At 28.1% G+C, this 26,346-nt stretch carries 28 protein-coding genes; 8 read left to right on the top strand and 20 right to left on the bottom strand.

The genetic code is table 11. From position 1 onward, the window contains the following. Positions 1 to 47 precede the first annotated feature (47 nt). From pepV to BM119_RS13885, 6 genes are all read right to left on the bottom strand, one after another. Positions 48 to 1,424 (bottom strand): dipeptidase PepV, encoded by a 1,377-nt coding sequence (pepV, locus tag BM119_RS13910; protein ID WP_090042347.1) that lies wholly within the window; start codon positions 1,422 to 1,424, stop codon positions 48 to 50. A 19-nt stretch (positions 1,425 to 1,443) separates the two neighbouring features. Continuing rightward, a complete protein-coding gene (gene lepB / locus BM119_RS13905) occupies positions 1,444 to 1,989 on the bottom strand; it encodes a signal peptidase I (protein WP_090042346.1) in 546 nt (181 codons plus the stop codon). A 197-nt stretch (positions 1,990 to 2,186) separates the two neighbouring features. Next, the gene (lepB, locus tag BM119_RS13900; protein WP_090042345.1) at positions 2,187 to 2,732 is read right to left on the bottom strand and encodes a signal peptidase I; all 546 of its coding nucleotides are present in this window, start codon (positions 2,730 to 2,732) and stop codon (positions 2,187 to 2,189) included. Further along, entirely contained in the window at positions 2,725 to 2,946 is a 222-nt protein-coding gene (locus BM119_RS13895) for a DUF3006 domain-containing protein (RefSeq protein WP_090042344.1), read from the bottom strand. Before BM119_RS13895 ends, lepB (BM119_RS13900) begins: the two co-directional genes overlap by 8 nt. Before the next feature lie 363 nt (positions 2,947 to 3,309). Then, positions 3,310 to 4,242, bottom strand: a complete 933-nt coding sequence (locus BM119_RS13890) for a glycoside hydrolase family 73 protein (protein ID WP_090042343.1) — start codon at positions 4,240 to 4,242, stop codon at positions 3,310 to 3,312. Between the two features lie 248 nt (positions 4,243 to 4,490). Next, positions 4,491 to 4,706, bottom strand: coding sequence for a hypothetical protein (locus BM119_RS13885; protein ID WP_090042342.1), 216 nt, complete (start codon positions 4,704 to 4,706; stop codon positions 4,491 to 4,493). A 574-nt stretch (positions 4,707 to 5,280) separates the two neighbouring features. Between BM119_RS13885 and BM119_RS13880 the strand changes: the two genes are divergently transcribed. From BM119_RS13880 to BM119_RS13870, 3 genes are all read left to right on the top strand, one after another. Then, a complete protein-coding gene (locus tag BM119_RS13880; protein WP_177199431.1) occupies positions 5,281 to 7,146 on the top strand; it encodes an LTA synthase family protein in 1,866 nt (621 codons plus the stop codon). Between the two features lie 2 nt (positions 7,147 to 7,148). Next, positions 7,149 to 7,409 carry a hypothetical protein gene (locus tag BM119_RS13875; protein ID WP_090042340.1) on the top strand — a complete coding sequence of 87 codons (261 nt, stop codon included), beginning with the start codon at positions 7,149 to 7,151 and terminating at the stop codon, positions 7,407 to 7,409. Between the two features lie 223 nt (positions 7,410 to 7,632). Further along, positions 7,633 to 8,763, top strand: a complete 1,131-nt coding sequence (locus BM119_RS13870) for a universal stress protein (protein ID WP_090042339.1) — start codon at positions 7,633 to 7,635, stop codon at positions 8,761 to 8,763. Positions 8,764 to 9,028: 265 nt separating this feature from the next. On the opposite strand, the gene kdpC is transcribed toward BM119_RS13870, so the two are convergent. The 5 genes from kdpC to BM119_RS13845 form a co-directional block, all read right to left on the bottom strand. Next, on the bottom strand, positions 9,029 to 9,634 hold the full coding sequence (gene kdpC / locus BM119_RS13865; protein WP_090042338.1) for a potassium-transporting ATPase subunit KdpC: 606 nt from the start codon (positions 9,632 to 9,634) through the stop codon (positions 9,029 to 9,031). A 12-nt stretch (positions 9,635 to 9,646) separates the two neighbouring features. Then, positions 9,647 to 11,704, bottom strand: a complete 2,058-nt coding sequence (gene kdpB / locus BM119_RS13860; RefSeq protein WP_090042337.1) for a potassium-transporting ATPase subunit KdpB — start codon at positions 11,702 to 11,704, stop codon at positions 9,647 to 9,649. A gap of 16 nt (positions 11,705 to 11,720) precedes the next feature. Next, on the bottom strand, positions 11,721 to 13,373 hold the full coding sequence (gene kdpA / locus BM119_RS13855) for a potassium-transporting ATPase subunit KdpA (protein WP_090042336.1): 1,653 nt from the start codon (positions 13,371 to 13,373) through the stop codon (positions 11,721 to 11,723). Between the two features lie 29 nt (positions 13,374 to 13,402). Beyond that, positions 13,403 to 13,480: a potassium-transporting ATPase subunit F gene (locus BM119_RS20605; protein ID WP_090042355.1), complete on the bottom strand. Its 78-nt coding sequence runs from the start codon at positions 13,478 to 13,480 to the stop codon at positions 13,403 to 13,405. Between the two features lie 364 nt (positions 13,481 to 13,844). Further along, entirely contained in the window at positions 13,845 to 14,222 is a 378-nt protein-coding gene (locus BM119_RS13845) for a RidA family protein (RefSeq protein WP_090042335.1), read from the bottom strand. Positions 14,223 to 14,551: 329 nt separating this feature from the next. Here BM119_RS13845 and BM119_RS13840 point away from each other — a divergent pair, with 329 nt between their 5' ends. Beyond that, entirely contained in the window at positions 14,552 to 15,697 is a 1,146-nt protein-coding gene (locus BM119_RS13840) for a YecA family protein (RefSeq protein WP_090042334.1), read from the top strand. 111 nt (positions 15,698 to 15,808) lie between these two features. Here BM119_RS13840 and BM119_RS13835 read toward each other — a convergent pair whose 3' ends face one another. The 3 genes from BM119_RS13835 to BM119_RS13825 form a co-directional block, all read right to left on the bottom strand. Further along, on the bottom strand, positions 15,809 to 17,428 hold the full coding sequence (locus BM119_RS13835; protein WP_090042333.1) for a SulP family inorganic anion transporter: 1,620 nt from the start codon (positions 17,426 to 17,428) through the stop codon (positions 15,809 to 15,811). Positions 17,429 to 17,669: 241 nt separating this feature from the next. Further along, positions 17,670 to 17,858 carry a YjfB family protein gene (locus BM119_RS13830; RefSeq protein WP_090042332.1) on the bottom strand — a complete coding sequence of 63 codons (189 nt, stop codon included), beginning with the start codon at positions 17,856 to 17,858 and terminating at the stop codon, positions 17,670 to 17,672. Between the two features lie 19 nt (positions 17,859 to 17,877). Next, on the bottom strand, positions 17,878 to 18,084 hold the full coding sequence (locus BM119_RS13825; RefSeq protein WP_090042331.1) for a hypothetical protein: 207 nt from the start codon (positions 18,082 to 18,084) through the stop codon (positions 17,878 to 17,880). A 342-nt stretch (positions 18,085 to 18,426) separates the two neighbouring features. Between BM119_RS13825 and BM119_RS13820 the strand changes: the two genes are divergently transcribed. The 3 genes from BM119_RS13820 (at position 18,427) to BM119_RS13810 (ending at position 20,983) form a co-directional block, all read left to right on the top strand. Then, the gene (locus BM119_RS13820; protein WP_090042330.1) at positions 18,427 to 19,194 is read left to right on the top strand and encodes a threonine/serine exporter family protein; all 768 of its coding nucleotides are present in this window, start codon (positions 18,427 to 18,429) and stop codon (positions 19,192 to 19,194) included. After that, positions 19,167 to 19,646, top strand: coding sequence for a threonine/serine exporter family protein (locus BM119_RS13815; protein WP_242948434.1), 480 nt, complete (start codon positions 19,167 to 19,169; stop codon positions 19,644 to 19,646). Before BM119_RS13820 ends, BM119_RS13815 begins: the two co-directional genes overlap by 28 nt. Before the next feature lie 173 nt (positions 19,647 to 19,819). Further along, on the top strand, positions 19,820 to 20,983 hold the full coding sequence (locus BM119_RS13810) for an iron-containing alcohol dehydrogenase (RefSeq protein ID WP_090042328.1): 1,164 nt from the start codon (positions 19,820 to 19,822) through the stop codon (positions 20,981 to 20,983). Between the two features lie 71 nt (positions 20,984 to 21,054). Here the strand turns inward: BM119_RS13810 and BM119_RS13805 are convergent, their stop codons facing one another. Continuing rightward, positions 21,055 to 21,303 (bottom strand): GIY-YIG nuclease family protein, encoded by a 249-nt coding sequence (locus BM119_RS13805; RefSeq protein ID WP_090042327.1) that lies wholly within the window; start codon positions 21,301 to 21,303, stop codon positions 21,055 to 21,057. Between the two features lie 146 nt (positions 21,304 to 21,449). Here BM119_RS13805 and BM119_RS13800 point away from each other — a divergent pair, with 146 nt between their 5' ends. Beyond that, entirely contained in the window at positions 21,450 to 21,860 is a 411-nt protein-coding gene (locus BM119_RS13800) for a DUF2383 domain-containing protein (protein WP_090042326.1), read from the top strand. A gap of 69 nt (positions 21,861 to 21,929) precedes the next feature. Here BM119_RS13800 and BM119_RS13795 read toward each other — a convergent pair whose 3' ends face one another. From BM119_RS13795 to BM119_RS13775, 5 genes are all read right to left on the bottom strand, one after another. Next, positions 21,930 to 22,514 carry a CDP-alcohol phosphatidyltransferase family protein gene (locus tag BM119_RS13795; protein ID WP_090042325.1) on the bottom strand — a complete coding sequence of 195 codons (585 nt, stop codon included), beginning with the start codon at positions 22,512 to 22,514 and terminating at the stop codon, positions 21,930 to 21,932. Positions 22,515 to 22,530: 16 nt separating this feature from the next. Further along, a complete protein-coding gene (locus BM119_RS13790; protein ID WP_090042324.1) occupies positions 22,531 to 23,190 on the bottom strand; it encodes a TVP38/TMEM64 family protein in 660 nt (219 codons plus the stop codon). A gap of 38 nt (positions 23,191 to 23,228) precedes the next feature. After that, positions 23,229 to 24,392: a (Fe-S)-binding protein gene (locus BM119_RS13785; RefSeq protein WP_177199430.1), complete on the bottom strand. Its 1,164-nt coding sequence runs from the start codon at positions 24,390 to 24,392 to the stop codon at positions 23,229 to 23,231. A 65-nt stretch (positions 24,393 to 24,457) separates the two neighbouring features. Beyond that, on the bottom strand, positions 24,458 to 25,087 hold the full coding sequence (locus BM119_RS13780; RefSeq protein WP_090042354.1) for a TVP38/TMEM64 family protein: 630 nt from the start codon (positions 25,085 to 25,087) through the stop codon (positions 24,458 to 24,460). A gap of 81 nt (positions 25,088 to 25,168) precedes the next feature. Further along, the gene (locus tag BM119_RS13775) at positions 25,169 to 26,113 is read right to left on the bottom strand and encodes a sulfurtransferase (RefSeq protein ID WP_242948433.1); all 945 of its coding nucleotides are present in this window, start codon (positions 26,111 to 26,113) and stop codon (positions 25,169 to 25,171) included. Between the last annotated feature and the right edge of the window lie 233 nt (positions 26,114 to 26,346).

Here is a 26,346-nt window from a genome sequence, read left to right as displayed (position 1 = left end):
AAAATCTTTAAAGACTTATATAATCTCTAAAGATTTTCTTAAATTAATTATTTTGCTAATTCATATATAGCATTTCCATATATCTTAGCATTTAATATCAAATCTTCAACCTTTATAAACTCATTTGGTTGGTGAATTACATCTGGCTCTCCTGGGAAGGTTGGTCCAAATGCAACTATATTAGGCATTTCTTTAGCATAAGTTCCTCCACCAATTGCCAAAAGAGTTGCTTCTTTACCAGTTTGCTCTGTATAAACTTTTTGTAATTTCACTATAAGTTCATGATCTTTTGAGAAGTATAGAGGATCTTGTTGTTGGATATCTCCTACAGTACCATCAATTTCTTTAGCTTTCTTTTCTAAATTGCTAATTACATCATTCTTATCTAAAGTTACTGGATATCTTATATCAACTCTAACCTTAGCTTCTGTTTCAGTTATATTAATTATACCAACATTAAATGATAATTTTCCTGATGGCTTATCTTCAAATCCAACTCCAAAACTTTCTCCATTCACTTCAAGTCCTATAGATTTATCTAGGAAAGAGAATAATTCTCCCATATCTCCACCTACATTTAAGTAATTTAAGAACTTTACTAATTCCATTATAGCATTATGTCCTATTTCTGGAGTTGAACCATGAGCTGATGTTCCAAATCCTTTAACTTTAATTCCTTCATCAACTTTTTCTATCTCAACTTTAGTCTCTGCTGTTTTAAATGAATTTAATTTTTCTTCTACTGCTGAAAATTCCATTCCCTCTATTAATGCTTCACAGTAATCTGGAACTATATTAACCCTATCTCCAGCTTTAACATATTTTACCTTTATATTGCTATTTGCATTTAATTTTTTATCTAAAGTAAATCTAACGATTCCCTTTTCAGCAAATATTATTGGATATTCAGCATCTGGAGTAAAACCTAATACTGGTGGTTTTTCATGTTTTAAATAGTATTCTATATCTGGTCCGCCTGTTTCTTCGCTAGTTCCAAATATAATTCTTACTCTTCTTGACATTTTTAAGCCTAAATCTTTTATTGCTTTTAATCCATATAATGCAGCTATTATAGGTCCCTTATCATCAGCTGTTCCTCTTCCATATAACTTTCCATCATGTATTTCAGCTGCATATGGATCATACATCCATCCTTCACCTTCTGGAACTAAGTCTAGATGTCCTAATACTGCAATGTAATCTTCCCCTTCACCATACTCAGCATATCCAACATACCCATCTAAATTTTTTGTTTTAAACCCTAAGTCTTCTGATAATTTTAGAGCATATAAAAGAGCTTTATTTATCTCTTCCCCACAAGGCATATTTTCCTTTGGTTCACCCTCAACACTTTTGATTTTTAAAATTTCTTGTGTAGAGCCTATTATCTCTTCTCTTAGTTCTTCAATTTTTTTAGTTAACATAAATTTTTCCCCCTTATTTTTAAAAAAGTCCTATTCTATTAAATGGATAAACCCTTACAAAGGCTTTTCCCTTAATATCATTTTTGTCTATGAAGGGATCTTTCCATCTCCTTGAATCATATGAATTTGATCTGTTATCCCCTAAAAAGAAATACTTTCCTTCTGGAACTTTAAACTCCCCTGCTAGATTGCTTTCATTTTTTACATAAGGTTCATTAAGCTCCTCACCATTTATAAATACTTTCCCCTGATTATCTATCTTAACAGTGTCTCCTGGTAGCCCTATAACCCTTTTAATTAAAAGTTCTTCTTTGCCACCTTCTTTGAAGTTAAACACAATTATATCTTGCCTTTTTATTTTATCATAGTTATAGATTCTTTTTACAAATAAATGATCTCCATTAGTTAAGGCTGGGTACATTGATTCAGATGGTATATAAACCTTAAATATCAAGAATTTATGAATAATTACAGCTACAAATAATGCAACAGCTATTGGAATTACCCAATCCTTAAAAAATCTAAGGGAATCCGAACCACCTTTACCGTTAATCTCATTAGTCATTAGTCCACATTCCTTCCATTAATTTTACTTAACTCTTTTTTGACAATATTATATTTATTTTAAAAATAATGCTTATTTATTTTAAACCCTAAGTTATGTGATAACTAGTTGTACTAATACTCTCATATTCCCAAAAGTTGAATGCATACATGTTCTTAGTTCTTCAACTCTTTTATTTAAAACAATTTTTTATTATTTTAAAAAAGTCCTATTCTATTAAATGGATAAACCCTTACAAAAGCTTTTCCCTTGATTTCATTTTTTTCTATGAAAGGATCCTTCCAGAACCTTGAATCTTTTGAATTTGATCTGTTATCTCCTAAAAAGAAATATCTTCCCTCTGGAACTTTAAATTCACCTGATAAATTACTTTGATTTTTTATATAAGGTTCATTAAGCTCCTCACCATTTACAAATACTTTTCCTTGGTTGTCTATTTTCACAGTGTCTCCTGGTAGCCCTATAACCCTTTTAATTAAAAGTTCGTCTTTACCATCTTCTTTAAAGTTAAACACAATTATATCTTGCCTTTTTATTTTATCGTAGTTATAAACTTTTTTTACAAACAAATGATCTCCCTTAGTTAAGGTTGGGTACATAGATTCAGATGGTATATAAACCTTAAATATCAAGAATTTATGAATAATTACAGCTATAAGCAATGCAACAGCTATTGGAATTACCCAATCCTTAAAAAAGCTAAGAGAAGTCGAAGTATCCTCCCCTTTAATTTCATTATTCATTAGCCCACATCCCATCCATTAATCTAGCTAATTCTTCTTTTCTTTTCTTTGTTTCTTCTTCATCAATATTATATTTATTATCTATTTCAATTATAACACTGCCTTCTTTTAAATCACCATTTATGATATTTTTTTTTAAATTAATTATATTCCCAAGCTCATCTTCACACACAACAAATTGAGATTCTATTCTGTCAATTATAAATTTACTCATATTAAAACCTACCTTAAAAGATTCATTAATACCTATAAAACGTCAACATATTTTATAGTATATCATACTCTAATACTATGCTCAATTCATATAATAAATCTACTTTTCAAAGTTTTTTATTTAAATTAATTTTTATTATTTATTTTTACAGATTTATTAAAAGTTTTAGCATTTTGTATCACCATATATAGAAATTATAAATATTTTTATCCTAAGTTTCAATAAGTTTCAACAGTTTTTTTAATTCTACCTATATATAACAAATTATTTTTTATAACACTAAAAGATATATGCTGTGTATTTTATGGTGTTAACCCATAAAATATCAACATATATCTTTCAATAAATTACCTTTTCACCACATTACTCATCTCTTTGTGCTTCATTATCTATAGTCATTAAATTATTATCTTTTATAATATCAACTAAAAGTTTACCATAGGTTTTATTTCCAAATTCATCCTCAACAGTGCTATATCCAGCCTTTTGTAATGCTGTTGCCTGTTCTATATAATGACCTGATGTAAAAAGCCCTGCTTTTTGGTATCTTTCATTGATACTCAAAAATTTTCCATGATCTTTAAAAGAATCTATTCTATTATCATATTGCCTAAAATCATCTTTAATAGTTTTGTCATTGTATTCTTTTGTATACATATTAATTTTTTTGCCCGTCCAGCTTTTATCTGCTTTTATTCCAAAATAATTATTTGCCTTTGTTGTTAACTCAGATTTCCCCCAACCTGTCTCTAATATTGCCTGGGCAATAGTTATGGATGGTAAAATTTTATATGTTTTATATGTCTCAATTGCTCCTACCTTAATCTCATTTACAAATTCCTTATGAGTATCTCCAGTTGTTGTATATGTCTTAGAAATTTGACTTATAAACTTCTTGGTTTGTTCTTTTTCCTTATCTTTAAATTGTAAGTTGTCCATAATCTCATCCAATGACAACAATTTAGATTCACTATTTTCAATTTCTATGAATTTTTTGCTCATATTTTTAACATCTGATTCAGATACTGATGATAAATCTCCTTTATTTTGTGTAGCTATAACCGCTGCTACCTCTTGCCAATTTATTTGATTAAATGGTTCACTAATTTCATCTGTAATATTAATAAACATACCTTTTTCCAAATTTTTAACTACTACTTCTTTTTTGTTTTTCACTACAATTCCAATCCCTATTGTTACTAAAAATATAAACAGTATGAAAAATAGTATTCTCTTTAATATTTTTCTTTTTCTATCCCTATATCTATCTCTATTAAAATTTATGTACGGTTCCATGTAATCCTCCACTTATACAAATATCCCTTATATTAGGACAATTTAATCTATTATTTATTTACCTTAATAATATAATTATACAAAATATAATGTTATATGTAACCCCTAAAATACTTGAATTATATCCTTAATTTCCTTTATGGTTCTCAGCATATATAAATGCATCCTCATTTAAGATTTTAATCCAAGACCAACCACACCTACTTTTCCTTTTGAATTTTTTGACGCCTCGTAACATCCTCCCATTTCTAAAGCTGATACATTGTTATTTCATTGTTTATTATAAGCTTAGGGTATCTATACATATCTCCTATATAGTTGAGCATATATGTAGTTATTTTGTCTGATATAATAGATTCATATTCTAACTTAACATTATCAATGACTATATTTTGTTTTATTTTACATTTATCTGTAAACTTTTTAAGTTTGTTTTTATAATAACTTTCTTCAAATAGTATCATATATTTGTCTCCTTTATATTTCATTATACATAAATCTCTTAACAATATTGTTAAAATTTATGAAGATTTTCTTAAAATTTCTTAAAAAAACATTAAGTTATATATTAAGTTATTGTTTTCATGAATTTAAGTTGATATTATAATATTTGTTACTAATGAAAACTAATGTTATAAGTATTGTTGAATAATATTGAAACTTACACTAATGTAATGTGTATTATGTAAAAATGTAAGATAATTAAATGTATTTAATCTTAAATATTTTGTATAATTAGGTTAATAAATAAAATACTCATATAAATTAAAAAATATTTAAGAATTAAGTAATACTTATTAAACGATCTTTATCATCAGTATTACTTTTTACATTTTAATTATACATTAAGGCACATTCAAAAAAATAACAAGTCAGTATTCTAGTCTATTTTGTCTTGTTATTTTCTTTCATGTGCCTAATCTAATGGCTATGCCCCTAAAATTGACTCATATAGCATTTAGATTGAAGATTCGTTCTATAACGTTATATACTACTTATAACATTAAAACAATATACTCGTGGGAGGTTTACACAACTATGGATAATAACTCTAACTTATATAAGATAACCTCATATATAGGAAACTTTTTTAAAAATGGATTTAATTCTATTTCTAGAGATAAACTATTTAAATACACATTCATAGCAATTTTTCTTAAAACTATAATTTTTCTTTTATTAATATCTGATGATAATGCAGTGTCAGTTAATTTTAAATCGGTATTATATTCAATGCCACCTATACTGGTTTACTTTTGCTTCATAGCATTAATATTATCATTCTCTTATCTTTTCAAAAATAAATGGCATTGTTGGAGCTTTTTATTTTTAGATATGCTGGTTACATTAATTTATATAGGAGATATATGGTACTACAGAGGTAATAGATCCTTTTTAAATTATCATATGTTTGGATATACCTCTAACCTTGATAATTTAGGGGATAGTATTTTTGCCATGTTTAGACCTATAGACCTTATATTTATTGTAGATATAATACTTTTATTTATATTAATAATTAAAAATAAAAAAGACTATAGAAACTTCAAGATAAGTATGAAAAACTTTCTATTGTTATTTTTAATTCCTATAGTCTATTTAACTTATTGTCATTATAAAGTAGACAAGTTTAGAAGATCTTATGAAAATCAATATATCTTTTACAAAACATGGGCTCAAAATCAAACTATGACTAACTTGACCCCTATAGGGTACCATCTTTTTGATATTTACGACTTTTATAAGGAAAATAAGCCTTATACTTTAACTTCTGATGAAAAAAATGAAGCAATTAATTGGTTTAAAAACAAAAATGAAGACCTACCCGATAATGAATACAAGGATATGTTTAAAGGAAAAAATTTGGTGATTCTTCAAGTTGAATCTTTAGAGAATTTTGTTATAGGAAATACAATTAATGGTCAAGAAATAACTCCTAATTTAAATAAAATTTTAAATAATAGTTTTTATTTTAATAATTTTCATGAGCAGACTTTTAATGGGACAACCTCAGATGCTGAACTTATTACTAACACTTCAGTATTCCCTGTTAGAAGTGGTGGTACATTTTTTAGATTCCCAACTAACTCTTATACTAATTCTTTACCAAATATAATGAGAGAAATGGGATATAGTACTTTGGCTTCTCATCCTGACAAAGGATCTTATTGGAATTGGCTTCAGTCTTTAAAATCAATTGGTTATGATAAATGCTTAGATTCTGCATCCTTTGAGCAAGATGATATCATTGGTCTTGGATTAAGTGATGAAAGCTTTTTGAAACAATTAGCTGACACAATAGAAACACAACCTAAGCCATTTTTAAGTTATTCAATAACTTTAACAAGTCATACACCATTTGGACTGCCTGAAGATTTAAAAACTTTAGATTTAGAACCTGAACTTAAAGATCACATTTTAGGAAAATATTTTGATTCTATTCGATATACTGATAAACAAATAGGTAATTTTTTGGATACATTAGACTCTAAGGGTTTATTAGATAATACAGTTGTTGTTATTTATGGTGATCATGAAGGTCCCAATAAATTCTTTGGAGATGAAATTAAAAACATAAAAAATGGTGAACCATGGTTTCAAAATAATGATAGAAAAGTTCCTCTTATAATGTTTTCTAAAGGTATGGAAGGTAAAACATTTAATACTATAGGAGGTCAGTGTGATACATTGCCAACTATTTCTTATTTATTTGGCGCTGATAAACCTGAATCTAATTATTACTTTGGTAGAAACCTTTTAAATACAAATAAAGACTTTACAGTTTTATCAGATAGATCAATCAGAAGCAACAATATGTCTGAAGAAGAGAAATCTGACATGCTTAAATCAATTGATTTAAGTGATAAACTTATAAGAGCTAATTTTTTTGATGGAGGAAAGTAACTATGAATAAAAAAATTATTCTTGCAATATCTTTTATAACTATTCTACTTTTAGTTCCTATATTTTCTATAGAGGGAATGATCCCTTGGATAATATTCCTTATATTTTCTAGAAGAATCATTAAAGTTATAAAATCTGAAGAATTAATGAAAGATATTCTACCTAAATGTATAGGCTATACTGTAATCTGTATATGTCTAGGACTAGGATTCAACTTATTAATTCAAGAGGGAACTCAATTAATCATTAGTAAGTTACTTTAAAATATGTACAAGCCAAAATAAATTTTTTATATATAGAAAATAAGAACTATAGCTATGTATCCTTATGATTTTTAAGGATATATTGTCTTAGTTCTTTTTATTTATGAAAATTAATTATATTTAACCTTAAATGCCTTAATTTTTTCATTTTATAATTATTTATTTTAGTGATAAATTTAAATTACATTACTATAGATGACTAATCATGAAGGGGGATTCAACAATGGTGGAAAAAAGACTTACTCCAAATGAAGCTCTAGAAAAAGTAAAGATTGAAGGAAGAGGTCACTTAAAGATTTTTATAGGCTATGCTCCTGGAGTTGGAAAAACTTATTCTATGCTTAATGAAGCAAATAGAATGCTAAGTAAAAATGAAGATGTAATACTTGGTTTTTTAGAAACTCATGGTAGACGTGAAACAGAAGAACAGATTAAAAAGTTAATTATATTACCTAGAAAAAAACTGAACTATAACGGTAAAATTTTAGAGGATTTTAATCTAGAAGAAGCACTAAAATTACATCCTCATACCATTCTTGTAGATGAACTTCCTCATACTAATGTACCTGGTTGTAAAAACAAAAAAAGATATGAAGATATAGAAGAACTTTTAAATGCTGGAATTAATGTTGTTACCACTTTAAATATTCAACATTTAGAAAGTCTTAATGATGTTGTTGAAAAAATAACTGGTGTTAAAATTCGTGAAACTGTACCTGATAGAATAATAGAAAGTGCCGATGAAGTTGAGGTTATAGATATAAGCCCTGATGCTCTTAGAACTAGACTTACTCAAGGAGATGTATATAAGCCTGATGTAGCTATTAGAGCACTAAGGAATTTCTTTAGAAAAGGTAACTTAAATGCCTTAAGAGAACTTACCCTTCGCCAAACTGCAGAAGAAGTAGATGTAGATTTAGAAGAGTATAAGAAAAAGCATGGCATAACGGAAACATGGCATACTTGTGAAAGAATTATGGTATGTATAAGTGCCAATCCTTCTTGTAAAAAGTTAATACGTCAAGGTGCTAGAAGAGCTAAAACCTATAAGTGTCGTTGGTTTGTTGTATATGTTCAATGTACGCACTTTATGGCCCCTCAGATTGATCCTGAAAGTCTTAAAATGCTAAATGAAAACATTCAACTTGCTAGGACATTAGGTGCGGAAATAATAAAGCTAACAGGTAAAAGTGTATCAAATGAATTAGTTAACTTTGCCGCTTCTAAATATATAACTCAAATTATTATAGGACATCCTAATAGAAGTAGACTTCAAATTATTATAAGAGGTTCTACTGTATATAAACTTCTTAAACAAGTTAGTGAAGCTGAAATTCATATAATACCTCAATAAAGAGGATACCTTTTCTAAGGTTTAAATTATTAGAAAAGGTATCCTCTTTATAATATATACATGTACTAATTAGTTTTAACAAAAAACAAAACTGTCCCTTATTTAAGGGTGGCAGTATTGTTTTTAATATAGAACGCTTCCTTCAGATTGTGTTCTTTCCACCATCTGAAGAAGGTTAGATGAATTATCTAGAGGCATAGCAACTGTTATCCCTCACCTTGTAAGAGGATGGGTGTGTTACAGGTGGTAGCCATCAGATAATTTTTTATATTAGATTTAGTGCTTTTGCTATTTGTATATTTAATTTAACTACATTTACCCTTGTTTGTCCTAAAATACCTAACTGCTTATTTTCAGTAGCATTGTCTATATACTCATAAAGTGTTTCCTTTGAAATCCCTGTTGAATTACTTACTCTACCAACTTGAACCTCTGCACTTTTTACTGATATATGTGGATCTAAGCCTGAACCACTTGAAGTTATTAGATCCTCTGGTATTTGATCCCTAGTTAAACTTGTATTTTCCTTTAATATTTCCTTTATTGTTACTTCTCTTCTTTCTTTCAACTCATCATTTGAAAGTGCTAGATTTTGTGAACCTGATGCTACAGTTGAAGGATCTATTTCTTCACCTTCTTTAGAAGTATTATAATTTACAGAAGATATTCTTCCTTTAAAAAATTTATCTGAAGTAAAATCTTGTCCTATAAATGTTGATGCTACTTCCTTTCCATCTACTTTTATAAAACTTCCATTAGCTTTATTTGCAAATAAACTTTGTCCAAGTGCTGTAACTATTAAAGGATATATAATCCCACATATAATCAATAGCAATACTGATAATTTTAAACATTGCATAAATTTCTTCATTTTATATCACCTCTAAATATTTAACACATTTAATAATGGATATACTATCAAATCAATAATTTTTATTCCTATAAACGGTACAATAACTCCTCCTAATCCATAAACCAAAAGATTTTTTCTTAAAAGTCTTTCTGCTTTCATTGGTACATACTTTACACCTTTCATCGCTAAAGGTATTAAAGATGGTATAATAACGGCATTAAATATTAAAGCAGATATTATTGCACTATTAGGTGTTGATAGTTTCATTACATTTAAAATTTGCATACTTGGAATAGCTGCTGCAAAAATAGCTGGTATTATAGCAAAATATTTTGCTATATCATTAGCTATACTAAAGGTTGTTAAAGCTCCTCTTGTTATTAAAAGCTGTTTGCCAATTTCTACAACTTCTAATATTTTAGTTGGATCTGAATCTAGATCCACCATATTTGCAGCTTCCTTTGCTGAAACAGTTCCACTATTCATAGCTATTCCCACATCTGCTTGTGCTAAAGCAGGAGCATCATTTGTTCCATCACCTGTCATGGCAACAATTTTTCCTTCTCCTTGCTCTTTTTTAATTACATCTATCTTGTCTTCTGGTTTACATTCTGCTATAAAATCATCTACACCAGCTTCTCTTGCAATTGTTTGTGCCGTAAGTGGATTATCTCCTGTGCACATAATTGTTTTTATCCCCATTTCTCTTAGCCTTTGAAATCTCTCAACAAGACCTGGCTTTACAGTGTCCTTTAAATAGATAACTCCATAAATTTCATTATTTACTGCCACTACTAAAGGAGTTCCTCCAAGTTTTGATATTTCATCAACCTTTTCATCTAAATCTTTTGGTACTGTTCCACCTTGCTCTATTACAAAACTTTTTATAGCCTGTGCAGCACCTTTTCTTATTTTTGTTCCATTTGGTAAATTTAAACCACTCATTTTAGTCTGAGCTGTAAATTCTATAAATTCACTATCTACAAATTCATTTATATCAATCTTTAAATCTCTTTTTTCACAAAGATCAACAACTGATCTTCCTTCTGGAGTTTCATCTTTTAAAGAAGATATTAAAGCATATTTACTTGCCTCTTCTTTTGAATGATTGTTAACTTCGTAAAACTCATATGCCATTCTATTACCAAAAGTTATAGTTCCTGTTTTGTCTAATATCATTGTATCCACATCACCGCAAGATTCTACTGCTTTACCAGACATAGCTATAACATTGAATCTTGTTACTCTGTCCATTCCTGCAATACCTATTGCTGAAAGAAGCCCACCAATAGTTGTTGGTATTAAACATACAAGTAATGCTACAAGAGTTGGTACTGATATTTCTACTTTTAAATATAGCGCTATAGGATATAAAGTTGCTATGACTATTACAAATATTATTGTTAAGCTTACTAGTAATGTACTTAATGCCATTTCATTAGGTGTTTTTTGTCTTTTGGCACCCTCAACTAAAGTTATCATTTTATCTAAAAACGATTCCCCTGGAACAGCTGTAATTTTAACTTTTAAATAGTCACTTACAACCCTTGTTCCTCCTGTAACTGAACTAAAGTCTCCACCTGCTTCTTTCATAACAGGAGCTGATTCTCCAGTTATTGCAGATTCATCAACTGATGCTAACCCTTCTATTACTTCACCATCATTGGGTATTATATCTCCAACTTCTATAAGAACTATATCGCCTTTTCTAACTTCACTAGAACTTACAATAACTATTTCCCCACCATCAGTTAATAGCTTAGCTTTTGTATCTTTTCTTGTTTTCTTCATACTATCAGCTTGAGCCTTACCTCTTCCTTCTGCAACTGATTCAGCAAAGTTACTAAATAGTACTGTTAAAAATAATATTATTGATACTGCAATGTTATATGCCCTTGATGCATCATTAACTTTTGAAAAAGCTTCTGGAAAGAAACTTAGTATAACTGTTAAAATCATACCCATTTCAACTATAAACATTACTGGATTTTTCACCATATATTTAGGATTTAACTTTTTAAAGGCTCCTTTTACTGATGAATTTAATATATCTTTAGTTATGAATTTTGATGATTCTTTCTTTTTCATAATTCTATCCTCCCTTCTATAACCCCATTGTCAAATGTTCCGCTATTGGTCCTAAGGCTAATGCTGGTAAGAAAGTTAATGCTCCTACTATTAAGATTGTTGCTACAAGTATAACTCCAAAAGTTCCATTATCAGTTTTAAGCGTACCATCGCTTTCTGGAACTAATTTTTTGTTTGCCATTGAAGCAGCTACCGCTATAAGAATTATCATTGATAAGTATCTTCCAAGGAACATAACTAATCCTGTCAATAGATTCCAAAACACTGTATTATCTGCTAGTCCTTCAAATCCTGATCCATTATTAGCCGCACTGGATGCAAATTGATATATGACCTGAGATATTCCATGATAAGAACCATTTGTTATTGCTGATGTTCCAGCTTGTACATTTAATGCTATAGCAGATGGTATTAAAATTATTATAGGATGTATTAATATAGCTAATGATAATAATTTTATTTCCTTAACCTCTATCTTTTTACCTAAGAACTCTGGTGTCCTTCCAACCATTAAACCACATAAAAATACAGCTATAATTGAATACATAATTGAATTCATAAAGCCTACACCTTTTCCACCAAAAACAGTATTTAGCATCATATTGCCCATGGCAACCATTCCACCTAAAGGTGTTAGTGAGTCATGCATATTATTTACTGATCCTGTAGTAAATGCTGTGGTTACAGTTGTAAATAAACTTGAATCCACTATTCCAAATCTTAATTCTTTTCCTTCCATATTTCCTGATATTCCAAATGAACTTTCACTATGATAACAAATTGCTAGTCCTACTATAAATAATGCTAATAATGAAATAAATATTGTCCATCCTTGTTTCTTATTCTTAGTTGCTAACCCAAATGCATAAATCATAGCTCCTGGTATAGCCATCATAGATAACATTTCAATAGCATTAGTTAAAGGTGTGGGGTTTTCAAATGGATGTGATGAATTGGCTCCAAAGAAACCACCACCATTTGTTCCTAAATGTTTTATAGATTCTAAAGATGCTACTGGTCCTAACGGTATTACTTGCTCCTTATTTTCTATAGTTGTTACAACCTTAGGTCCATTTAAGGTTTGAGGCACACCTTGTGCAATTAATATAACTGATATTACTATACATACTGGAACTAAAAGTCTTAAAACTATTCTTATCATATCTTGAAAGAAATTTCCTACGCCTTTTTTATCTCCAGTTATACACCTCATAAAAGATCCTGCTACGGCAAATCCTGTTGCAGCAGATGTAAACATTAAAAAAGTTATAACTGTCATTTGTGATAAATATGATAAACTGGTTTCACCTGCATAATCTTGAAGATTAGTATTGGTCATAAAACTAATTACTGTGTTTATTGATAAATCGCTAGACATTGCTCCTGCCCCATTTGAATTTAACAACAATCCACCTTGTAATTTTAATATAATAAAGCCAATAACCATCATTATTATGTTACTGCCTAATATACATAGTCCATAAATTTTCCACGACATATTCTTATCACTTTGAATTCCTAAAAATTTATAAATTGGATTTTCTAACTTATCAAAAAACTTGTCCATTTTAGATTCTTTAAAAACCATTATTTTATATATATATTTACCAAATACTACACTTAAAATAATGAATATAAAGATTATTACTCCCATTTCTAAAAAACTCATTTTTTCCACCTCCTAAATAATAGTATGAGTTAAAATTTTTCTGGGTGTAGTAGTGAATAAAATAAATAACACAAAACCAAGAATACTATAATAACTACAATCACCATTTTTATTACCTCCCTGTCGTGACTATTATGATTATATTCTTCAGTAACAAAAAGTTAAAATTCAACTATTTATATCTAATTATTTAAACTAGCTCATTTAAGTTCAAATAATTAAAATGCATTAGATTTCCTCATGCAATCTAATAGTTTTGTTGATTATTTTAATGGTACGAAGTTGACTTATTAAATTATTAGAGGAAATATTTAAATAATTTTTTGTAAACATTTTCTTTTCATTTCATTTACTTAATTCTAATTATTTTCTTATTTTTCAATGTATCTTCTCTTTTATAAAACAAAAAAATACAAATAAAAAAAGACACTTAAAAAGTGCCTTTTTTATTTGTATTTTTATAAGCTTATATTAAGCTAATGCTATTACTTCTATTTCAATCTTCACATCTTTTGGCAATCTAGCTACTTCTACACAACTTCTTGATGGATATGGTTGAGTAAAGAACTCAGCATAAACTTCATTTATATTTGCAAAATCATTCATGTCTTTTATAAATACTGTAGTTTTAACTACTTTATCTATAGTTGTTCCTGCAGCTTCTAATATAGCTTTAATATTATTTAATGATTGTCTAGTTTGCTCTTTCACATCACTTGATACATTTCCTGTAGCAGGATCTACTGGAATTTGTCCTGAAGTGTAAACTAGTTCTCCTATTTTTATACCTTGAGAATATGGTCCTATTGCTCCTGGAGCCTTGTCTGTTGATATTACTATTTTTTCCATTTAGGTACCCCCTGTATTATGTATTATTTTATGTTTCTATAATAATTATAATACTTTATAATTAACGATTACAATAATAATCTAACTTAATTTATAAAGTATTACATATTTTATTATTTTTCATAACTTTTATCATAAATTCAGTGTATTTTTAGCAAATTCTTATTGTCTCAATAAGAATTTATAAGTTTAAAGTCTATTATGTGTATTAAAAATATGTTTATACAAATATTTATTACAATTTTTAACACAAATTCAAATGAAGGTTGAAAATATCTCGGTTTTGAATTAAACTTAATTAGTGATATTTTTTATAAAGGTGATACGGAATGAATTTATCAACTAATTCTAAAAACACAGCCAGTGAAAAAGTTGAAAAGGAGCTAAAGTCATTGTTTAAAGATTTAAAAAATAATAAAATAAGTTCTAATATTTTGAACAGTTATACAAAAAGTGATTTAGATGAAATTAGAAAGTATTACGGAATACCAGGAGCAAGTTCCTTAAAAAAGGGTGATCTTGTAAATAAAATCGTAGATTTTACTAAAGAAAATATGGAAGATATCTTTTCCAATCATTTAAATGCCGAGGAGTTTAATCTATTAAAGAAAATTACTTTTGATAGTGATAAAACTTACATAATAAGCTATGATGAAATAACTTTATTAAAATCATTGAAAATTCTTGGACTTGCCTTTCCTTGTTTAATAAATAAGGAAAACTCTGTAATTATACCTAGTGATTATTTAGATCAAATTAAAGAACTTATTGGGAATTGTTCAGTAGAAGAAAAGATTATTTCAAGTAATAAGATGATAAAGATTGTTAAAGGTTGTCTTTATCATTACGGAGTTATAAGTATTAATGATATTCATCCAATTGTACTTACTTATTTAAAAGAAGATATTTCAATGGATAACTTTATTAAATTATTGAACTTATATTGTAAAAAATATGATGATATAAGAATTAAAGATAAAATTTTATGTCATAAAGACATATTTAATACTAATTCATTAATCGAAAATCAACAATCAAAAGAAAATCTAGACTACAAACAATTTAGTATAGATGATATTTTATTGTATAGTGATGGAAATACTTTTAATTGGAATCATTATGAAACTCATTTATATACTTACTTAAACTCTATAATGGACGTTAATAGTGAAGAAGTAGCCAAAATAGTTAATAGATGTACTATATGGATTAAAAATAATTTTAACATCCCTACTATCTTAAACTACTTAAATACCTATGTTCATTTTAAAGATGAAGGCCAAATGATACATGTTACTCCTTATATAAAGGATGTTATGAACAACGTATCATTATGGGCATTTAAAGGACATTGCAACAATGATTTATATGGACGCAAACAAACTTCCAATTTGATTACATCAAATAAAATTGGAAGAAATGACCCATGTCCTTGTGGCAGCAACAAAAAATACAAAAAATGCTGTGGCAAATAGAGACGGTTAAGTCTTAAAATCATCATAAAAATAAATAGGGACAGTTAATTATCAAATTGAGTTCAATACTTAATTTAGTGATTAACCGTCCCTATTTATATATGTTAGATATTAAAATGAACTTAATGCCTCTTCTTTTGTTTTAAATATAGATTTTTCTCCTATTAAATCAATAAAGCCCATTCCACGTAAAACTTTCTTAGGTTGCTTATTAATATCTGCTAAAAGCAATCTTACATTATGAGTTTCACATCTTCTATGTAATCTAATCAATGCATCCATTGCTGTAGAATCTATTGCTGTTGCATTCTTCATATCTAATACTAAAACATCATGTGTAGAATTAAGCCCTTTCATTGCATCTATAAATTTCTGAACAACACCAAAGAAAAATGGTCCGTTTATTTCATAAACTAATACATTATCATTCATATTATTTTTATCCGTACTTTTATTAAATTCATTAGAACATTCACTTGTTTCTATATTTGTAGTTTCTGAAATTCTCTTCATAAATAAAAACATTGTTAATACCATTCCTATTTCTATCGCTACAACTAGGTCAAATATAACTGTTAATAGAAAAGTTACTATTAAAATTATTACATCGCTTTTAGGCGCTTTAAAAAGTGAATAAAAAGTTTTCCATTCTCCCATATTATATGAAACTATTATTAATACCCCAGCTAATGTTGTCATAGGTATTAGCTTTGCTAAAGGCATAAACACTATCATAATTAAGAACAGCATTATAGCATGTACTATTCCAGCTATTGGGCTTTTTCCGCCATTCTTTACATTAGCTGCAGTTCTAGCTATTGCACCTGTTGCTGGTATACCACCAAACAAGCCTGATGCTATATTTCCAACGCCTTGAGCTATAAGCTCCATGTTTGAGTCATGCTTACTGCCTATCATTCCATCTGCTACTACAGCTGAAAGTAATGATTCTATTGCTGCTAATATTGCTATTGTAAATGAAGGCTTTATTAAGCTTTGTATTGTTTGTAAATTTATGTTCGGTATTGATGGAGTAGGTATTGCTGCTGATATCTCAGTATATCTACTACCTATTGTATCTACAGGTAATTTAAGCAAATTTACTAATAATGTAGTAATTATTATTGCTATTAAAGAACCTGGTATTGTCTTATTTACTTTAGGCCAAAATATCATTATTATCAACGATATTATTCCTATTGCTAAAGCTGTCAAATTTATTGTACTAATATTTTGTAAATATGAATTTATTTTAGGAATAAACTCGGCTGGAACCTTTTCTATATTTAAGCCTAAGAAATCTTTAATTTGAGTTGATAAAAGTGTTATTGCAATTCCTGCTGTAAATCCAACTGTTACAGGATGAGGAACAAATTTAATTACACTTCCTAGTCTCATTAATCCTAAAAAAATTAGAATTATTCCCGCCATAATAGTTGATATTACTAAGCCTTCAAAACCATAGGTTTCTATAATCCCATATACTATAACAACAAATGCACCTGTAGGTCCACCAATTTGTACCCTACTTCCACCCAAAAATGATATGAGTAATCCTGCTATTATTGCAGTTATAAGTCCTTTTTCTGGAGATACTCCTGAGGATATTCCTAATGCTACTGATAAAGGCAATGCTATTATCGCAACTATTATTCCAGCTATGATATCTTTTATAATCCTTTCCTTATTGAACTCCCCCTTTTTAATCATTGTAAATAACATTGGTTTCATAAATATAATCACTCCTATATTAAATTTGACCGCGACAAAAGCTCTTACCCTCTTTTTGCATAGAAGTTAAGAGATATTTATATTAATTTTATGTTAAAAGTATTAATGAAAATTTAACTCTCTACTATAAAATCATACTCCTAGTTAATATTTATGTCAAATTTTCAATAAGATTATCTTATAATTTTATAACAATGAAAAAAGTACATATAAAAATTATATGTACTTTTTATTGTAAACTTTATGCAAAAGAATCTATTGAGTTTCCTTTAGATGGGTCTTTCGCTACATTTGTAAGTTTACCCATATCATGAATCATATTTTGAGCTACTTCTTTTCCATTATTCATTTGAAGCTTCATTAGAGATAATTGCACACCTTGCATTACTCTAGCTTGACTTAATCCCATAGACATAGATGCTATATCCATTTTCCTAGCCTCCTAATATTTATTCTCTTAATATATCGTACAAAACATCTCCAAACCTAACTTCTTGATATATTAGTCCTTTACTTATTTTTAATAATTTTAATCCTCTATTTGTTAACTTAGATTCAAATTCAAACATACCTTTGCACAGTTTCATAATTCTTAAATACCCCTTCTTATCATCTATGAATTTAAATAAGTTTATTTCACTTATACTTCTAATCATTATATTTTATCTTCTTCTTTTATTCTTGCTAATCTAGGCGTATAGTCCCTCTTAACTTAATTTTAAATTAAAACTACACATCTAAATTCTAGACATTATTTAAATTAGTATTCTTAAATTCAAACTAATTATACGTATTTTTTATTAGTTTTTTATTATAACCGTATCAGATTGTTCTATATATTATATTATCTTTCAAAATCTCATTTTTCATTAACTATTATATATTGACATACTCCGATATTATATAATAATATTAGCATGTATATTGAATATTAATATTATTTTAACAATAATATTTTACTTAAATTAAATTTCTATACATAAGAAAGGAGACTAGCTATGGACATAGACAAAATTCTTCATTTATCTGCTTATGCCGGTCAATTAATGTTAGAAAGTGGAGCTGAAACTTATAGAATAGAAGAAACTATATGCAAAATATGTAGTTCCTATGGATTAGAAAACCTTCAAACATTAGTAATACCTAAAGGTATTTTTGTTTCGGTCTGTGAAGGATTATCTCAATCTCATACTGTTGTCTTAAAGGTAGAAAAAAGAAGCTGGAATATAGAAAAGGTAGCTAAAATAAACAATTTATCTAGATCATTGCAAAAGGGAACCTATTCTATGGATGAACTCTATGAGGAACTAAAATCCATAGAACAATGTAAGACATTTGGTCTTTTGACACAAACCCTTGCAGGAGCTGTTGCAGCTGCTTGCTTTTCTGTATTATTTGGAAGTAACCTAAAAGATTTTATTTGTACATTTTTTATAGGTATTGCTATTCAGTTATTTGGATATTTAGGTGGTATTTTGTCTATTAATAGCTTTTTTATGAATGCCTTAAGTGGGTGTTTAGGTGGTTTTCTAGCTCTTTTAGGTGTAAGTTTAGGCCTTGGTGATCATGTTGATAAAGTAACCATAGGCTCTATAATGTTACTTGTTCCCGGGTTAGTCATTACAAATGCTATAAGAGATACAATTTCTGGTGATTTATTGTCTGGTCTAATTAGAGCTGCTGAAGCATTTCTTATAGCTATTTCTATTGCAATTGGAACTGGACTATCCCTTACTATATGGATTTCTATTTTTGGAGGTGCTTAATTATGATTATTGAAACTATTGCTGCTGCTTTTGGTACAATGGGTATTGCCATAATATTTAACATTCGCGGAAAAAACCTTATATATTCAGCTATTGGTGGTGGTATTGGATGGTTATCATTTAAAATCCTTATTTCGCTTAGTGTAGGAAAGATAGGTGCTATGTTTATTGCCTCTTTGATTATAAGTATGTATTCTGAAGCTTGCGCTAGAATCTTTAAATGCCCTGTTACAACTTTTGTAATATCTGCTCTTATACCATTAGTTCCCGGTGGTGCTATGTATTATACTATGTATGAAGCAGTCCAAGGAAACCTTGATACAGCTTTATATATGACCGTAGATACTATCGCTTGTGCCGGCTCACTAGCATTTGGTGTAATAGTCGTATCTACTTTCCTTAAGATCATTAAGACGGCTAAAACATTAATTAAAAAAAATCTTAAAAATTAGTTATCATATAAATAAACTTTTTTACTACAATAAAGTATAAGGTTTATTTATATGATTTTTTATTTTTATAGTTAATCTTAAATATGTTTATCACATTAATAATTTATTCTAAATAGAATTTATTATTATGTGTTAATATAAATATTAAATAAATTGTCTAGTGAGGTGTTATTGTGCTAAATTTTAAATTCAAAAATCCAACTAAAATAGTTTTTGGTAAAGATACTATATCAACCATAGGTTCAGAAATTGCAGATTTTAAGGTAAAAAAAGTTCTTTTAGTCTATGGTAAAGGTTCAATTTTTAAAAATGGTGTCTATGATACCGCCGTATCTTCATTAAAAAATAATAATATTGATTTTTTAGAGCTTTCGGGTATCAAAGCAAACCCTTTACTTTCTAAAGTTAAAGAGGGGATTAACATTGTAAAAGAAAATAATATAGATGGAATATTAGCAATAGGTGGTGGAAGTGTAATAGATTCCTCTAAAGCAATTTCTGCTGGTGCATGTTATGAAAATGATGTGTGGGAATTATTTGAGGGAAATGGAAAACTTTTAAATGCATTACCTGTATTCACAATACTTACTCTTTCTGCAACAGGATCTGAAATGAACTTTGGTGGTGTTATAACAAATGAACTTGAAGGCAAAAAATGGGCCTTTGGTTCTCCTCTACTTTATCCAAAGGTATCAATAATAGACCCATCCATTCAATTTACATTGCCAAAAATCCAAACTGTGAATGGAGCTGTTGATATTATCACTCATGTTTTTGAAGCTTACTTTGATGGAGTAAAGAACACAGATATGATTGATGAACTTTGTGAAGGTATTATAAAAACTGTAATTAAACATTCTAAAATTCTTATAACTGATCCTAAAAACTATAACTCCAGATGTGAATTAGCCTGGGCTTCTACCCTTGCCTTAAACGGTTTAACTGGTGTTGGTAGACATGGTGATTGGGCTTCTCATGATATTGAACATTCTCTAAGTGTGTTCAATGATATATCTCATGGTTCAGGTTTAGCTATAATTATGCCTGCTTGGATGAAATATGTTTATACGTGTGATACAGCTAAATTTGCTAAAATGGCTAAAAATATATTTAATATTCAAGGTGATAATAATGAAACTTTAGCTCTTAATGGAATAAATGAGCTACAAAATTTTTATAAGTATCTTGGTGCTCCTACAACACTAAAAGAAGTTGGAGTAAAATTTGAAGATATTAATACCATTGCTAATAATGCCAGTTTACTTTCCCCCATGGGTTCACTAAAAAAACTTGAAAAACAAGACATACAAAAAATTCTACAAATAGCATTTGAATAATAATTAAAAAATGACAAATTAGGCAAATTAGGGACAGTTAATGATAGATATTTATCATTAACCGTCCCTTACTATTTATGTTGGCTTAATATAAGTTTTATTTTATCTTCTCTAGTCAATCTTTTTATTCTATATTCTCTTTTTAACGCCTCACTTTTATTATCAAACTTTTCACAATATACAATTTTTACTGGCAGTCGTCCTCTTGTATATTTCGCACCTCTCCCAGATAAATGAGTTCTAAGTCTATTATCAATATTATTTGTCCATCCTGTATACAATGTTTTATCACTACACTCTAGTATATATACATAGCACATGTCATGTCACTCCTCTTATTCAATAAAATTATTATAAATTTAATTATCCTTATATTCAATAGCTTTAAAACCATATAAACTATTATTATTTAATTATAGAATTATTTATTAATTTTTACACATCATATACCTAAGAGGTGATAATAATGAATCAATCCATAGATAATTTTATGAAGGGTATTTATATGGGAATAGATACATTTTCATATTTATCTTCTAAATGCGAGGAATCTTCCCTAAAAGCTCTCTTAGACGAAACATTAGCAATGTATGAAAATCATAAATCAACACTAAAAAACAGATTAAAAGATTTGAATATATGTAGCAGTGATAATTCTGGAGTAATTGGAAAAATGACAAAAACCGTATTTGAAATGAAAAACATTTTTACTGATACCCCTGAAGAAATAAAATTAGAAGCTAGAAAAGCTTTAGAAACTGGAATAAATATGAGTAAAAAATTCTTATCTGAATATGACACAAGTGATAATGAAACACTACTATTAATTAAAGGAATGGTTGAGGATAGCCAATCTATATTACAAAAATATAATTAATTTCAAAAGTTAAAGGGATGGTTAATGATTCAATTTATATAAAACAAATCATTAACCGTCCCTATATTATTAGTTTAATATTTTTTTCGCTTCTAATAACCTTTGTAGAGCTGTTACAATAACCATTATAGAGAATATATTAGTTATTAATGGCATCCACTGAGTAAAAAGAATCATTAATGAAAATAATATAAACCCTTCTGTTCTTTCTGCCACTCCTGCTTGATAATAAAATGACTTTACACCTTTTTTTTCTGATACCGCCCCCACAGTTAAAAATATAGTCATAGATATCAATATTGCTGATGCTAATATTAGTAAATTAAAGTTTGCATCTTTAATTTTTAGTGCTAATGATAAAATCATAGAAATCTCAACAATTCTATCAAAGGTAATATCCATAACCGTCCCAAAGGATGATGTTTTATTTAACCTTCTTGCCATTGCACCATCTACAGCATCTAAGTATCCAGAAATCCATAAAACTATAATAGCTATATATTTATAATCAAAATATATAAATACAGATGTTGTTATTCCCATAATTAAAGCTAAAACTGTCACATTATTTGGAGTTAATCCTAGCTTTCCAAAAAACATAGCACCATAGTTAATAAATGGATTCATATATTTCCTACCATATGTATCTAACATGTAATGATCTCCCCTTTTATATATCTTTAACTTTTTTATCTAGAAATTTATGTTTTAAAAACATAGATATAAGAAATAAAAATATAAGTGATGCTACTGATATATAAAAACTAGTTTTACCCACATTAACCCATTGAGCTCCTATATTAGTAAAAACTAAGATTCCCGGAATTGTTCCTATAAATGTGGCCAGTATATACTCTTTATATTTTATATTACTTACCCCTGCTCCATAACTTATTATATCAAAAGGAAATAGTGGAATAAGTCTCAAGAGCACTATTATTAGAAAACCATTATCACCAATAATCTTCTCTACCTTTTGTAGCTTATTTTTTGAAAATTTCACCACAAAATCTCTTCCTAATATTCTAGCTAACAAAAATGATATACTAGCTCCAATTAACGCACCTATTGTTGTAAATATATATCCTTTTATTAATCCAAAAACAAGTCCTCCTGAAATAGCTAGAATAGAGTCTGGAAACAAAGTTAATGGAACCAATGCAAACATAATAATATATATTACTGGTGCAAAAATACCAAAAGATATTATATAGGTTTTTATATCTTCAACACTATAATTTTTTTTATACAAAGTAAAGATGATACCTATTAAAACAACTATAATTCCTATAATCAATAAATACTTTAAACTTTTTTTTAATTTATTCATATATTATCCACCTAAAATTTATATTTTTCTTCTATTGGCTAACTTTCTATTTTAGCTGCTTTATATCTTTCTACCCATTTACTAGAAAATGATTTTAAACTTTGAGAAAAACATTTTTTATTTAAAATATCTCTATTAAATATAAAATCTAAAACATGTAATGAATTCTTCTTAGCCATTAGCATAGCCTCAACACAACTTTCACAGTACGAAATAATATACTGTGTATCTACTGAATTAGCTCTTTTATTCATTTGCTTTATAGCTAGTTCATTATTGAATACACCTACCATTGCACCATATCCACAACATTCTGTGTTTCTTCTGTTTTTATCAAATTCTACATATGATACTCCTAAATAATTTAGTACTTCTCTAACACTATTATGTACATTGTCTTCTTCCTTTATTGGACATGGATCATGTAGTGCAAATTTAATGTCTAGATCTTTATAAAAATCTTTTAAATTACTTGGCAATCCATACTCATGTATAACTTCCCAAATCATTTTAACCTTAACATTTGGGCTATTATTTTTTATTGTTTTATAACAATTCGAACATGCTACTATAACTTCCTCTACATTTTTTTCTTGAATTATTCTATCAATTTGTGAATAATAGTTTTTAAAACCTACAGAATCCCCTACATCTAGTGTTGGCTTTCCACAACATTTAACTACTAATTCTATATTATCAAAAATATTTTTCAAATAATTGTATGCACCATAAACTATTTCATTACTATAACTACTTAAACTACACCCTGGTATAAATACTCTCTTTACAGATTTCTGTTTAACTTTAGAAGAAAATATGGGTACAAAACTACTCTTTTGATGGTATTTTACAATTTTATATCCTATTGAATTTAATTCCTTCCTATGATTTAAAAACATATCTTTTCTCATATCATAAAATACTGATTTTAAATCTACACCCTTAGGACAAACTTCACTGCACTTATTGCAAAGCATACAGGAATAAGGTAGTAACTTATCAAATTCACCATCATCTATTATTTTACCCATGAGGTCTCTAGGTGACTTACAAAAGTTATCCATCATTGGACATTCCTTATAACACAGTTTGCAATTAATACATTTTTCTTTACTCTCTATTATATCTGACAGCATCTTTCCATTTATCTTAACCTTATCCAAAACTAACTCACCACCATAATTGATTAAATTTTCTTTCAAATAATCCTATATAAGATTATATGGACTGTTCCATAGCACTGAAACAATCCATATAACATTAAAATTTATTGTTTTTTATATCTATCATTCCATACTTTTTTAAATACATATATTCCAATACTTAGGGCTAATAAAGTCATTATCCCAATCATCATTAGCTTTGCCCCACCTACAAGCATTCCCCCAACATAAGAGTAAATTATAGTTGCGGGTAACTGCCCTAATCCTGTTGCTATAAAAAAAGATATAAAACTCATAGATGTAAGACCTGCTGCATAACTTACAATGTCAAAAGATATAAATGGTAATAATCTTGCTATAAGAATTGTATGTTTTCCATATCTATTAAAAAATTCATCAACACTATCTAGAGCAAATTTACTAGTCAATTTTTCCACTGCATTCCTTCCTAAACATTTAGCAATATAAAAACATAATGCTGCTCCAACCATGGCACTAAACCATGATAATATAGCACCCTTCCACCATCCAAACAATGCCGCATTAGCAAAAGTTATCATAAATGCTGGTAATGGAGCTACTATAGATTGAAAAACCATAAGGAAAAATGATATTATTGGTGCCCATATTCCAAAAGATAAAACATATTCTTTTAAAGCATCTAAATTTAACATGGTAAGATAAAATACCATTTGATTTATATTTCTCTTAATAGGTTCTACAAAATAGTACATACAAAATACTAAAGCAACAATCAAAATCTTTATATAGAGTGATTTTTTTTGTTTAGCTATAATAATCCCATCCTTTGACAACTATTTTTCTATTGAATTTGAACTATCTCCTGCCCATTCATAAAATGACGCATCATAGTTCTTAACATTTTTATATCCTGCTAAATCTAGCATTAATGCTAAATGAGCTGAACGTATACCAGCTGTACAATAAGTAACTATCTCATCATCTTTGCTTAATCCTGCATCTTTAAATATCTTTTCTAGTTCAGTTTTATTTTTTATAGTTCCATCTCCGTTATAAACTTCTGTAAATGGTAATGATATAGCCTTAGGTAGATGTCCACCTTTTGCTTCACCAAACTTTATAGCTCCATTAAATTCGTCTTTTGCCCTACTATCTACTATTTTAACCTTATCTAGGTTTTCTTTTAATTGGTCTGTAGTTATGTTCATATTATCACTTAATTTTTCAACCACATAATTAGATTGTTTTGGAGTAACACTTTCTTTTGAAATCTCTTTTTTCTCGCTATTCCATAGATCTATTCCACCATTTAGTATTTTGGCATCTATTCCTGCTCTTTTAAACATCCATAATAGTCTACCATCTTCTCCCCATCCGTCTTTATTTGCATATACTATAACTTTTTTATCCTTATCTATACCTAACTTAGAGAACTTTTCTGATAATGCTTTTTCATCTAAAAGTACTCCCCATCCTTTATCTCCAGACTTACCTGTCATATTAGCAAAACTTTGCCACACAGCATTTATAGCTCCTGGAATATGTCCTGCATTATAATCCTTCTCAACTCTTGTGTCTATTAATATCAAATCTTCACTTTTTAAGTTATCTTGTAACCAATTAATATCTACTAAATAGTCATTATTTTTATAAGTGTACTCCTCTTTTGTAGTAGTATCACCATTTTCTTTTACATTACTTTTACTTCCACATCCAGCTAAAACAGTTAATCCTAATGCTAATGTTAAAGCTGTAAAAACTTTTAAATTTTTTTTCATACTTATACCTCCACTTTATTTTTTATTCTCATATGTATATTAACAGTTTATTAATATATGTTAATGCATAATTAAAATTCTTCAATTTATATATAAATTGAAGAATTTTAATTTTTTTTGCCTTTTCATGTAGAACCTTATAATAAATTATAACAAAATATATGTATTTTAAAAATTTGAATTTCAAATAGATGAGGTACCATCTATTTGAAATACAAATAGATGGTACCTCA

Origin of the sequence: Clostridium frigidicarnis (assembly GCF_900111985.1) — a bacterium.
Taxonomy (GTDB): domain Bacteria; phylum Bacillota; class Clostridia; order Clostridiales; family Clostridiaceae; genus Clostridium_Z; species Clostridium_Z frigidicarnis.
This window is presented reverse-complemented; position numbering and strand designations above follow the sequence as displayed.

Excerpts from the sequence above, each read along its gene's own strand:
- pepV (WP_090042347.1), bottom strand. The coding sequence starts at position 1,424 with ATGTTAACTAAAAAAATTGAAGAACTAAGAGAAGAGATAATAGGCTCT.
- lepB (WP_090042346.1), bottom strand. The coding sequence starts at position 1,989 with ATGACTAATGAGATTAACGGTAAAGGTGGTTCGGATTCCCTTAGATTT.
- lepB (WP_090042345.1), bottom strand. The coding sequence starts at position 2,732 with ATGAATAATGAAATTAAAGGGGAGGATACTTCGACTTCTCTTAGCTTT.
- BM119_RS13895 (WP_090042344.1), bottom strand. The coding sequence starts at position 2,946 with ATGAGTAAATTTATAATTGACAGAATAGAATCTCAATTTGTTGTGTGT.
- BM119_RS13890 (WP_090042343.1), bottom strand. The coding sequence starts at position 4,242 with ATGGAACCGTACATAAATTTTAATAGAGATAGATATAGGGATAGAAAA.
- BM119_RS13885 (WP_090042342.1), bottom strand. The coding sequence starts at position 4,706 with ATGATACTATTTGAAGAAAGTTATTATAAAAACAAACTTAAAAAGTTT.
- BM119_RS13880 (WP_177199431.1), top strand. The coding sequence starts at position 5,281 with ATGGATAATAACTCTAACTTATATAAGATAACCTCATATATAGGAAAC.
- BM119_RS13875 (WP_090042340.1), top strand. The coding sequence starts at position 7,149 with ATGAATAAAAAAATTATTCTTGCAATATCTTTTATAACTATTCTACTT.
- BM119_RS13870 (WP_090042339.1), top strand. The coding sequence starts at position 7,633 with ATGGTGGAAAAAAGACTTACTCCAAATGAAGCTCTAGAAAAAGTAAAG.
- kdpC (WP_090042338.1), bottom strand. The coding sequence starts at position 9,634 with ATGAAGAAATTTATGCAATGTTTAAAATTATCAGTATTGCTATTGATT.
- kdpB (WP_090042337.1), bottom strand. The coding sequence starts at position 11,704 with ATGAAAAAGAAAGAATCATCAAAATTCATAACTAAAGATATATTAAAT.
- kdpA (WP_090042336.1), bottom strand. The coding sequence starts at position 13,373 with ATGAGTTTTTTAGAAATGGGAGTAATAATCTTTATATTCATTATTTTA.
- BM119_RS20605 (WP_090042355.1), bottom strand. The coding sequence starts at position 13,480 with ATGGTGATTGTAGTTATTATAGTATTCTTGGTTTTGTGTTATTTATTT.
- BM119_RS13845 (WP_090042335.1), bottom strand. The coding sequence starts at position 14,222 with ATGGAAAAAATAGTAATATCAACAGACAAGGCTCCAGGAGCAATAGGA.
- BM119_RS13840 (WP_090042334.1), top strand. The coding sequence starts at position 14,552 with ATGAATTTATCAACTAATTCTAAAAACACAGCCAGTGAAAAAGTTGAA.
- BM119_RS13835 (WP_090042333.1), bottom strand. The coding sequence starts at position 17,428 with ATGAAACCAATGTTATTTACAATGATTAAAAAGGGGGAGTTCAATAAG.
- BM119_RS13830 (WP_090042332.1), bottom strand. The coding sequence starts at position 17,858 with ATGGATATAGCATCTATGTCTATGGGATTAAGTCAAGCTAGAGTAATG.
- BM119_RS13825 (WP_090042331.1), bottom strand. The coding sequence starts at position 18,084 with ATGATTAGAAGTATAAGTGAAATAAACTTATTTAAATTCATAGATGAT.
- BM119_RS13820 (WP_090042330.1), top strand. The coding sequence starts at position 18,427 with ATGGACATAGACAAAATTCTTCATTTATCTGCTTATGCCGGTCAATTA.
- BM119_RS13815 (WP_242948434.1), top strand. The coding sequence starts at position 19,167 with ATGGATTTCTATTTTTGGAGGTGCTTAATTATGATTATTGAAACTATT.
- BM119_RS13805 (WP_090042327.1), bottom strand. The coding sequence starts at position 21,303 with ATGTGCTATGTATATATACTAGAGTGTAGTGATAAAACATTGTATACA.
- BM119_RS13800 (WP_090042326.1), top strand. The coding sequence starts at position 21,450 with ATGAATCAATCCATAGATAATTTTATGAAGGGTATTTATATGGGAATA.
- BM119_RS13795 (WP_090042325.1), bottom strand. The coding sequence starts at position 22,514 with ATGTTAGATACATATGGTAGGAAATATATGAATCCATTTATTAACTAT.
- BM119_RS13790 (WP_090042324.1), bottom strand. The coding sequence starts at position 23,190 with ATGAATAAATTAAAAAAAAGTTTAAAGTATTTATTGATTATAGGAATT.
- BM119_RS13780 (WP_090042354.1), bottom strand. The coding sequence starts at position 25,087 with ATGTACTATTTTGTAGAACCTATTAAGAGAAATATAAATCAAATGGTA.
- BM119_RS13775 (WP_242948433.1), bottom strand. The coding sequence starts at position 26,113 with ATGAAAAAAAATTTAAAAGTTTTTACAGCTTTAACATTAGCATTAGGA.